Genomic DNA, 5,860 nt, shown 5'->3' on the forward strand with positions numbered 1-5,860 from the left:
AGCCGTGTGCGAGAAAACCGCATGCACGGTTTGATGAGGAGAAGGTGGCGATTCGCCACCGACTTACTCTACAGACAATTGAAATATCTAAGTATTTTACAATTTTTGAACCAAGATTTATAGGACTTTTTTAAATCGTTCCTTCAGCATTATTACTTTACTCTTTACCCTGCTTTTGTGCTGTAATTTTGTGAAAACAATTACAAATGTCATATAAGACATTACATTTGTAATGATATATTGATGACAAATTATAGGTGTTTATAAGTCAAAATATTATTAAAATTAAAAATGTAAAAGTTCATTGGCGCTGGTGAGTTTAGTTAAATTTAAAATTATGCATATAAGTTATTGCTTAATTATATTTAAGTTAGGGGGGAAAAGATGAGATATGTAATATTAGTAAGTCATGGACAATTTGCAGCAGGACTTTATAACGCATTAACAATGCTTGCGGGTAAAGACAGAAAAGATGTATTATTTCAGGGCTTAGAAGATGGAATGAGTACTGATAAATTTGGAGAAAAATTTAAGACAGTTATTGAAAACGTTACTAATCAAGACGAAATTATTCTTTTTGGAGATATTATTGGAGGTTCTCCTTTGACTACAGCTGTAAATATATTAGCTGGTAAAGAAATGTTATCGAAAGCATTTATAATTGGGGGAATGAACTTGCCTACTGTATTAACAACAATTTTGATGAAAGATTCTATGAATATGGAAGAGCTAAAGAAAACGTTATTTGAAACAGCAGCAGAGTCAATAAAAGAATTTAAATTGGTAGATACAGAACAAGAGGACGATATTTAGGAGGGTTAAAAATGTCAGTTTCATTTTTAAGAGTAGATGATAGGATGATACACGGACAAACATGTACAAGATGGGCTTTAGAGTATCCATGTGATGGCATAATAGCTGTTAATGATGCTGCTGCTAACAATTCTGTATTGAAGGCAGCTTACAAAAGTGCCAGCGGCAAAAAAACATTTGTATGGACATATGAACATTGGAAATTAAAATGCGATAAGGTTTTGGAAAGCAGTACTAGGTATTTTTTAATTACAAAAGAACCTATTCTTATGTCTAGGATTTTGGTGGATGATAAATTTGATCCTGGTATTAAAGAGGTTATTGTAGGACCCTGCAACGATAGACCAGGAACAGTAAAATTAGGAAATAATCAATCTATAAATCAAAAGGAAGCAGAAGCTTTTGAACGTATTATGCAGGCTGGCTATAATGTAGAATTTGCTCTCCTTAAAGAAGAAGCAATAGGAAATTGGAAAAAGTTTAGGGGTCAATTTGGATTTAAATAGTTTTTAATAAATTTAATTTAATAAGGGGGAAAAATAACGATGGAGATAAATTGGATTCAGGCGGCATTATTTGGATTATTCGCATGTCTGTCAAGTATGCCTGGTATGGGTGGTACTACTTTTGGTAACTATACTTTAGGAAGACCTTTAGTAGCAGGTTTAGTTGTTGGAATTATTTTAGGAGATGTACAAACTGGTATTATAGTTGGTGCGGCAATTCAAGTTGTGTATATTGCGTTAGTTACTCCAGGTGGAACTGTATCTGCAGATGTACGTGCAATCAGTTATATTGGTATTCCGCTAGCTGTAGTAGCAATTAAAGGAATGGGTTTAAATCCAAGTTCTACGCAGGCAACTCAAATGGCAACTGCATTAGGTGCAGCAGTTGGAACTTTAGGAACTGTTTTATTTTATGGAACAGCAACTATAAACTTGGTATGGCAGCATATAGGATGGAAAGCAGTAGATAAGGGTGATTTTGAAAAGCTTTATTTAGTTGATATGGGATTACCATGGATTTCTCACATTATTTGTAGTTTTATCCCAGCACTTATTATTACAAGAATGGGTGCTAGTATGGTTAAAGTTATGAAGGTAGCATTGCCAATGAATGGTATACCAATGAAAACTTTATTTACAGTAGGAAGCTTACTTCCAGCAGTAGGAATTGCAATATTACTAAAACAGGTTGTATTAAAACCAAGTGATTTTATAACCTTCTTTTTAGGCTTCACTTTGGCAGCAGTTATGAAAGTTAACTTAATTGGAGCAGCAATAATAGGTATCTTCTTTGCATTAATTAATTATAGAATAAGAATGCTTCAATTGCAAAAACCGTCTGTAGCTAAAGCGACGGGTAACGATGATGATGAGGAGGACATATAATATGGAAAAGAAAAAAATATCTAAAAAAGCTTTAAGCAAATCTTTTAGAAATTGGTTTTATGGAAATTTAACTTGTTTTTCTCAAGAACATATGCAAACTTTTGGTTATCTTTGTGCAATGCTTCCAATCGTTAAAGATTTATACGAAACAAAAGAAGAACAAAAAGAAGCTATGGAAACTTATAAAGCATTTTTTAATACAGAACCTCAGATTGGAACATTAGTTGTTGGTATGACAGCTGGTCTTGAAGAAGCAAGAGCTAATCATGAAAATATTGATGGTGAAATGATAAATGGTATTCGTGCTGGACTTATGGGACCTTTAGCAGGTATTGGAGATTCATTAATAGTAGGTACTTTAATACCAATACTTTTAGGTATAGGTTTAGGACTTTCAACAGGCGGTTCTCCTTTAGGAGCAATATTTTATATTATAGTTTGGAATGCTTTAATGATTTTTGGAATGAGATGGGCTTATTATAAAGGATATGAGCTAGGTGGTAAAGCTGTTGAGATGGTTGTTGGAGAAAAAGCTACTGCCGTACGTGAATCTGTAATAATGGTTGGAACTATAGTAATTGGTGCAGTTGCTGCTACTTGGGTAAATATTAATACATCTTTGAAAATGTACAATTCTCGTGGTGGAGTAATTATAGATTTACAAAAGACTCTTGATGGTGTTTTCCCTAAAATTCTTTCAGCAGGCGCTGTAATCCTTGCATGGTGGCTTATGTCAAAGAAGAAAATATCTCCTACAATAGTAATGCTAATATTTTTGATAATAGCTTTTCTTGGAGTACTTGTAGGATTCTTTAATCCAGGATTAACTTATTAATTGACATGGGGAATTAGTATGATAGATGAAAAGAAAAAACAAATGATTTATGAAGCTGAGATGCAAAGTAAACTATTAAAAAAATTATCTAAATGGTCTATAAATGTTATGGGTTTATCTAGTATAGGTGTTGTAATAGCTTACTATGGATTATCACATTCTGGAATTAAATTTGCTTTTGGAATTTTTGGCATTTTAATTGCTGTAATTTCTGTTATAGCATGCCTTATAATTAATTTGGCAATAAGGAATGGCAAAAAAAATGTTAATCATATTTTGGAGTTGATTAACAAATAAGTAAGGTTAATATATTATAAGATTAAAGAATAATTATGACTGCTTAAAGTAAAGGGGCTGTCACACTAAAAAATTAGTGTGGCAGCTTTTGCTAAAAAGTAAATTAAATTGCTTTTGTGTTTTTTTTTGGATGCTTTTCTCAATGTTTTCAATAATAGTTGTATCTATATATGAGGTTGTGAAAAAAGGTATTCTATAAGTTTTACTACACCGCACATAAAGCATTATGAGCGGCTCGTAAAAAAGAATACCTATATTTTTCACATCCTCCTATAGGTAAACGTAATTCCATAGTCTTTATATATTTGCTCAAATATTCTGTATATGTCTCCATATAAATCATCGGAAACTATTAAATGATCTCCACTTTTAAAAATTGTATTGACATAATTAGAAACAATGTTATAATTTATCCATGAGCTAAACTGATATTTCATATTTGATTACTAGGAAAATAAGATTAAATGAATATTTAAATTTTATCAAAAGATACAGTGATATTTATAAAAAACATTTAAAAAACAATTAATTAATTGACATGAGATGAAAACATGTTATAATTTAACTCGTAAATAAATTATTAATCATATTAGAATTGTATGAAATAAATTTTTTTTATATCAATTCATATTAAATAAATATGAAAAATAATATTTAATTAAATAGATAGAATTTTTACAAGAGGGGGAACACAAATGAAACTAAAAAGAATTACTGCTATTGTTTCAGCATTACTTATTGCAACAACAGTATTAAGCGGATGCGGAACAAGTAACAATAGCACATCACAAGCAAAACCTGATACTTTTACTTATGGTATTGATGGAGACCCAGGAAATTCAGTTAACGTAATTACTACAAGCGATAGATATGGACTTACAGAAATAAAAGCATTGTATTCACCATTATATATGTATAATGCTGATAAAGTTCAATATTTTTTAGCTGAAAGCATGACTCCTTCTGCTGATCACTTAAGTTATACTGCAAAGCTTAGAAAAAATGTAAAGTGGAGTGATGGAAAGCCATTTACAGCAGATGATGTTGTATTTACATATGATCAAATGCTTAAAGAGTCAAATGGGGGCTGGGCATATAGCCAGTTAATATTTGATGGTAAGCCAGTTAAAGTTGAAAAAGTTGATAATTATACTGTTAAATTTACATTGCCTACAGTAAGTTCAGCAGCAATGGAACTTCTTGGAGATATATTTATAATGCCTAAACATATTTATGATGGGGAAGCAAATATAGAAAAAAGCTCTAAGAATGCTAAACCAGTTGGTACTGGTCCATATAAGTTAGCAGAATATAAGGCAGGGCAATATGTGAAACTTGTGGCAAATGATAATTATTTCCTAGGAAAACCTAAAATTAAAAATGTTGTATATAGAATAATTGAAGATGCTAATACTGCACAACTTGCTCTCCAAAAAGGTGAGTTAAATGCACTTGTAGTTCAACCAGCAGATATAAGTAAAATACAAAAATCAAATAAAAATTTAGATGTTATACCATATGGTGAGGGTAGAGTTGCATATATGGACTTTAATTTAAGCTCTAAGCTAGTTCAAAATAAAGATGTGAGAAAAGCTATACTGTATGCATTAAATAGAAAAGAAATAATAGATGCAGCTTATGTTTCAGAAAAATATGCACAGCCTGTATATACCTTCTTACCAAATGAAAGTAAATATAAATCTAGTGATACTGAAAAATATGACTATAATATGACTAAGGCTAAAGAACTTCTCCAAAAAGCAGGAGTAAAGGGTTTGAAGTTAAAACTTGCTTACACAAACAACAATGTGGCGCAGCAAAAGCAAGCAGCTATAGTGCAGCAGGAATTAAAGGCAGTTGGTATCGATGTTGAACTTTTAGGAATGGATTCTACAGCGTTAAGTGAAAAGATGAGAAAGGTTCAAACAGATTTCGATTTAGTATTTGGTGGATATATAATGGGAATTGATCCTGATACATTTAACTCATTGTTTACATCGAATAGTGAAGTAAACTATATGCATTATAAAAATTCCGAAATAGATAGACTTTTCAATGAAGGAAGAGTTGAAATAGATGAGGCTAAGAGAAAAGAAATTTATAATCAAATACAAAAAATAATGCAAGATGATGCTGTATTCTATCCAATTTTAAGCAATAACAGAGTTCTTGTTATTGATAAGAGAATTGGTGGAATTAAAGAGGCAGGATTAGTTCCAGTATATACATTTGAAGATATGTCAAAGCTTTATTACAAATAAGTATGAGAGTAATAAAGATAAACCACCGTGAAACTTAAAATTTATTTGTACCAAAATGCCATCTTCTGGGCATTATGGTGCACATGAATTTTAATAGTTGAAGCGGTTTATCTATATAGATAAACAAGCTGAAATATTTAAATTACCAATACCAAATTTATCCTTACAAACTGGAATTTGTTGAGTACTATAGTGAAGGGTTTTAACTCACTTCGTTTGTTAAAAGACTAAGGTTTTCGCTATGCGAAAGGTGAAGGGTTTTA

General features: G+C 31.1%; 6 protein-coding genes. All 6 read left to right on the top strand.

The annotated features are described in order from the left end of the window. Window positions 1–384 precede the first annotated feature (384 nt). The 6 genes from LQK79_RS20430 to LQK79_RS20460 all read left to right on the top strand — a co-directional run bounded on the left by LQK79_RS20430 (window position 385) and on the right by LQK79_RS20460 (window position 5,597). On the top strand, window positions 385–813 hold the full coding sequence (locus LQK79_RS20430) for a PTS sugar transporter subunit IIA (RefSeq protein WP_231017725.1): 429 nt from the start codon (window positions 385–387) through the stop codon (window positions 811–813). A gap of 11 nt (window positions 814–824) precedes the next feature. Next, entirely contained in the window at window positions 825–1,319 is a 495-nt protein-coding gene (locus LQK79_RS20435) for a PTS sugar transporter subunit IIB (protein WP_053243478.1), read from the top strand. Window positions 1,320–1,358: 39 nt separating this feature from the next. Further along, complete coding sequence (locus tag LQK79_RS20440; protein WP_231017728.1) at window positions 1,359–2,204, top strand: PTS mannose/fructose/sorbose/N-acetylgalactosamine transporter subunit IIC; 846 nt, start codon at window positions 1,359–1,361, stop codon at window positions 2,202–2,204. A gap of 1 nt (window position 2,205) precedes the next feature. Then, the gene (locus LQK79_RS20445) at window positions 2,206–3,039 is read left to right on the top strand and encodes a PTS system mannose/fructose/sorbose family transporter subunit IID (protein WP_053243476.1); all 834 of its coding nucleotides are present in this window, start codon (window positions 2,206–2,208) and stop codon (window positions 3,037–3,039) included. 18 nt (window positions 3,040–3,057) lie between these two features. Continuing rightward, window positions 3,058–3,336: a hypothetical protein gene (locus LQK79_RS20450; RefSeq protein ID WP_231017729.1), complete on the top strand. Its 279-nt coding sequence runs from the start codon at window positions 3,058–3,060 to the stop codon at window positions 3,334–3,336. A gap of 695 nt (window positions 3,337–4,031) precedes the next feature. Continuing rightward, window positions 4,032–5,597 carry an ABC transporter substrate-binding protein gene (locus tag LQK79_RS20460; protein WP_053243473.1) on the top strand — a complete coding sequence of 522 codons (1,566 nt, stop codon included), beginning with the start codon at window positions 4,032–4,034 and terminating at the stop codon, window positions 5,595–5,597. The last annotated feature ends 263 nt before the right edge of the window (window positions 5,598–5,860 follow it).

The organism is Clostridium guangxiense (assembly GCF_021043395.1).
Classification (GTDB): Bacteria; Bacillota; Clostridia; order Clostridiales; family Clostridiaceae; genus Clostridium_S; species Clostridium_S guangxiense.

Coding starts and splice junctions, on each gene's coding strand:
- LQK79_RS20430 (WP_231017725.1), top strand. CDS start 385: ATGAGATATGTAATATTAGTAAGTCATGGACAATTTGCAGCAGGACTT.
- LQK79_RS20435 (WP_053243478.1), top strand. CDS start 825: ATGTCAGTTTCATTTTTAAGAGTAGATGATAGGATGATACACGGACAA.
- LQK79_RS20440 (WP_231017728.1), top strand. CDS start 1,359: ATGGAGATAAATTGGATTCAGGCGGCATTATTTGGATTATTCGCATGT.
- LQK79_RS20445 (WP_053243476.1), top strand. CDS start 2,206: ATGGAAAAGAAAAAAATATCTAAAAAAGCTTTAAGCAAATCTTTTAGA.
- LQK79_RS20450 (WP_231017729.1), top strand. CDS start 3,058: ATGATAGATGAAAAGAAAAAACAAATGATTTATGAAGCTGAGATGCAA.
- LQK79_RS20460 (WP_053243473.1), top strand. CDS start 4,032: ATGAAACTAAAAAGAATTACTGCTATTGTTTCAGCATTACTTATTGCA.